Raw genomic sequence first — 3982 nt, forward strand, 5'->3', positions numbered from 1 at the left:
CCTCCGCTTGCACTAGAAGGCATGGATGTATTATCATCATAACCTATATATACGGTAGTTGCATATTCAGGAGTTACCCCTGCAAACCATGCAGATTTATAATCATTTGTAGTTCCTGTCTTTCCACCTTGTTCTACATATTTTCCATTTGTTGTTCTTACTCTTGCTCTGCTTCCGGATCCGTAGCTTACTACATCTTTTAGCATATGAGTGATAAGTGATATATTTTCACTGTCTAAAACCTGCTTTTTCACAACAGGCTGTTCGTACAAAACATTTCCTTTTTTATCTGTTATCTTGGTAATAAATATAGGCTGTACTGAATAACCTCCGTTTGAAAAAGGTGCATAAGAGGTGGCAAGTTCCATAGGAGTTATACTCATTGTTCCAAGTGCGATGGAAAGATCACGTGGAATATCTATAGAAACTCCTGTCTTTTTAAAATTGTTTATTACATTTGAAATCCCAACTTCTTTCAGAAGTTTTACTGCAATTGTATTTACAGAGTTTTCCATAGCCTGAAGAATTGTAATCTCTCCAGAGCTTGCTTTATCATAGTTCTGTGGCTGCCAGTTTCCGTATTTTTCAGCTGAGTCATTTCTCAGGGCATTCATAGGTATTCCCTTTTCCAAGGCTGTATAGTATACAAAAGGCTTGAATGCAGAACCAGGCTGCCTTTTTGCCAGAATTGCCCTGTTAAAATTTCCAGAACGGAAATTTTTCCCGCCGACAATACTTTTCACATAACCTGTATCTGTATCTATTGTAATAAGTGCTCCCTGGAGTTTTGGATCATTTACCAATGGCTTATAATTATTAAAAGTCTCAAGAGCAATCTTCTGCATATCTACATCAAGACCTGTATAGACTTTTAATCCACCTTCATAAACTGTTTTTTCATCAAACATCTCGATCAGTTCATCTTCCACTATGTCTGTGAATTCCGGAGATTTGAAATATCTCTTACTTCTTTTATCCAGTATTACAGATACATACTTGCTCTTTCCCTGGTTCTTCTGATCTTTTTCATAGACAAATTTGTGATTCATTGCTCTTTCATATTCTACTTCAGTTATGAATTTCTGTTTTAGCATCAGTTTTAAAACCAGCTGCCCTCTCTCTATAGCTTTATCCAAATTCTTTCTTGGATCATATTTAGAAGGTCTGTTTGGGACACCTGCAAGAAGGGACACTTCCGCCAGGTTTATATCGGACACGTCTTTATCAAATATCGCCCTTGAAGCTTCCTTTATTCCGTAAGATCCAGATCCAAAATATATCTCATTCAGATATTTTTCCAGAATCTCATCTTTTTCATATTTTTTTTCTATTTCCAAAGTTATCAGAGCTTCCTTCACTTTTCTGAGAAGGGTTTTTTCATTACTTAAAAATGCATTTTTTGCAAGCTGCTGAGTAATGGTACTTCCTCCCTGGACAGCTCTTCCCCTTGATAAGTTTACCAAGACAGCTTTCCCAAGTCTTCTCGCATCAAATCCGTGGTGACTATAGAATCTCTTATCCTCTATAGCAATAACTGCATTTCTCATATTTTTCGGAATCTTATCTATCTGTATGGGCTCTCCCCTACGTTTAGTTATGAGATCCACTTGATTCCCTTTGCTGTCGTATATTATTGTAGGTGCCGATTCTTTGTATGATTTCACCAGTTCCTCTATATCAGGAAGGCTCTTATAGGCAGAAAACAGGAGAATAATCCCTAAGGCAAAAGCTGCTGCTGCCCCGGCTCCTGCAAGTAAAATTAAATACTTAAATATTTTTTTCATAATAATTTACACCTCTTAATTTTTTAGATCTATAGACTGCTCTGTCAAAATATGTCTATGGTCTTGCCATATTATTTCACATCTATGTGATGTTCTGATGAAGCTTATTTGATATGAGGAATATTCCTTTTAAATAAAAATAAATGAAATTAATTTTAAACTTTTTTTATACAGATGTCGACTAATTTTGTATAAGTAGTTAATTCTCTCCCTTTTTTAATTTACTTAAATTAAAAGCCCTGCATTTTGCAGGGCTTTTTTAGTCTTCTCAGTTATTTATCCATTTCATTAGGTCTTTGTAATGTCTTTTGGCATCTTCAATGCCCAAAGTGTAAAGTTCTTTTATTTTTTTCAAATCTGTCTCTAGTCTTGCAACATCCAATTTTATGCATGGTCTTATTATATATACATCTCCTGATTTCTCCAGTTTATCCAGCAAATCCAGAGACTCATTATATACCCTGTGCCTGTTTATGAGAGCTGCGGCAACCTTCGGATATTTTCTGTAAAAAACTTTTGTAACTTTTTTAAACTTAAGAGGTGACTTTTTATACCCCGTGTCCTGGGTTAAAATAACCACATTTTTTTGATTCCCGTCTTCTAGTGATTTTCCGATGGGGATCGGACAGGCTATTCCCCCGTCAAGATATGGTGTGCCATCTATAAAAACCTCTTTCGAGATAAAAGGCAAGCCCCCGGAAGCTATTAGTATCTCTAAAAATTTATCTTTTGAGGAGAAGTCATCTTTTGAAAAAAAATCCGTTTCCCCGCTTTGACAGTTGAAGGCCCCTGCTTTGAACTCTGTAGTCGACTTCATAAAAGTTTCAAAGTCAAAGGGTACAAGTTCGTGAGCCATCTTTCTGTAGGTAAAGTCAATATTTATATAGTTACCTGTCGTCAAGAGATATTTCAACCCCATATACCTCTTGTCATTGAGGTACCTCATCTGTGTTTGCAGGTTTCTCTCCTTCTGTTTTGAGACATAAGAAGCCGGATATATGGCCCCTGCAGATACTCCCACAGCATAGGGAAATTCCAGTTTTTTTTCCAGAAAGAAATCCAAAACACCGGCAGTGTATATGGCTCTCAAGCCTCCTCCTTCAAGAACCAAACCTATATCCTTCATCTGACACCTCCTTTCACAACTTTCTAAAAAACTTTTCTTTCTATTCTATTTAAATTACTGTTTTCTATGAGTTCTTTTACTTTTCATTAAAAGTTATCCCCGATTGTTTCTTTGCCTCTTCCAAAACCCCTGCTACCTTCAGAGCCAGACGATGGGAATTTATTTTAGATTCTTTTTTTCCTTTCATAGCAAGGGATATGAATTCGCCTATTTCATAACAGAGTATGTTTTCTGCCTGACCTATGGTAAGATTTTCAGTTGTGCCGTCTCTCAGCACCAGTTGGACTGACCCTCCCCTTGAAATATCTCCTATAATTATATTTCCGAGCTCCCCCTGTATCTCACTAGGGGTATCAGAATCTGTTACTTTTGAATAGGAAAGTATTGAGGTAGAGCTCTTGTGCTTTAGAATAATACTTCCCTCGCCGTCGATTCCTGAGGAAAGAATGCTAGAGATACACTTTACCTCTTCTGGTTTTCCAAAAAGCTTTAGATCGGCGTATACAAGGTATATCCCTATGTCCATGAGGGCACCTCCCCCGAATTTAGGATTGAAGGCATTTAAAATTTCGCCGTTTTTAAATTTGTCATATCTTGAAGAGTACTGACAATAATTCCCGTAGAATTTTCTCACTTTACCTATCCTGGGGATATTTTCCTCTATAACCTTAAAATTCGGCAGAAAAGTTGTTTTCATGGCCTCCATCAGAAGAACTTTATTTTCCTGGGCAGTTTTTATCATCTCCTCTACTTCTGCAAGGGAGGCTCCCATGGATTTTTCACACAGAACATGTTTTCCTGCTTTCATGATCTCTATCGCCTGGCTGCAATGTAGAGAATTTGGACTGGCTATATAAACTGCATCTATTTCCTTACTGGCAGCCATCTCTCCCATGTCTGTAAAGGTATGCGTAATCTTGTGTTTTTTTGCAAAAGTAAGAGCTCGTTCCTCTGTTCTCGAACATACCGCTGTTACCTTAAAATTTTCCAGATTTTTCCCGGCCTCTATAAACGAATCGGTTATAACATTTGTCCCTATTATCCCAAATCTAATCATAAACTCCTCCTTAAA

Annotated in this window: 3 protein-coding genes; all 3 read right to left on the minus strand. The window is 37.1% G+C overall.

Annotation, left to right across the window (positions count from 1 at the left end; genetic code table 11):
- A partial coding sequence (locus ABZA26_RS09465; RefSeq protein WP_372714278.1) for a transglycosylase domain-containing protein occupies window positions 1-1784 on the minus strand: 1784 nt, incomplete at its 3' end.
- Window positions 1785-2052: 268 nt separating this feature from the next.
- A complete protein-coding gene (locus tag ABZA26_RS09470) occupies window positions 2053-2910 on the minus strand; it encodes a patatin family protein (protein WP_372714279.1) in 858 nt (285 codons plus the stop codon).
- Between the two features lie 76 nt (window positions 2911-2986).
- Window positions 2987-3967 carry a Gfo/Idh/MocA family protein gene (locus ABZA26_RS09475; RefSeq protein ID WP_372714280.1) on the minus strand — a complete coding sequence of 327 codons (981 nt, stop codon included), beginning with the start codon at window positions 3965-3967 and terminating at the stop codon, window positions 2987-2989.
- Between the last annotated feature and the right edge of the window lie 15 nt (window positions 3968-3982).

It is taken from the genome of Ilyobacter sp. (assembly GCF_041583315.1).
Lineage (GTDB): Bacteria > Fusobacteriota > Fusobacteriia > Fusobacteriales > Fusobacteriaceae > Ilyobacter.

What these genes read in the sequence shown, in the direction of transcription:
- ABZA26_RS09470 (WP_372714279.1), bottom strand. Translation starts at nt 2,910, where the DNA reads ATGAAGGATATAGGTTTGGTTCTTGAAGGAGGAGGCTTGAGAGCCATA.
- ABZA26_RS09475 (WP_372714280.1), bottom strand. Translation starts at nt 3,967, where the DNA reads ATGATTAGATTTGGGATAATAGGGACAAATGTTATAACCGATTCGTTT.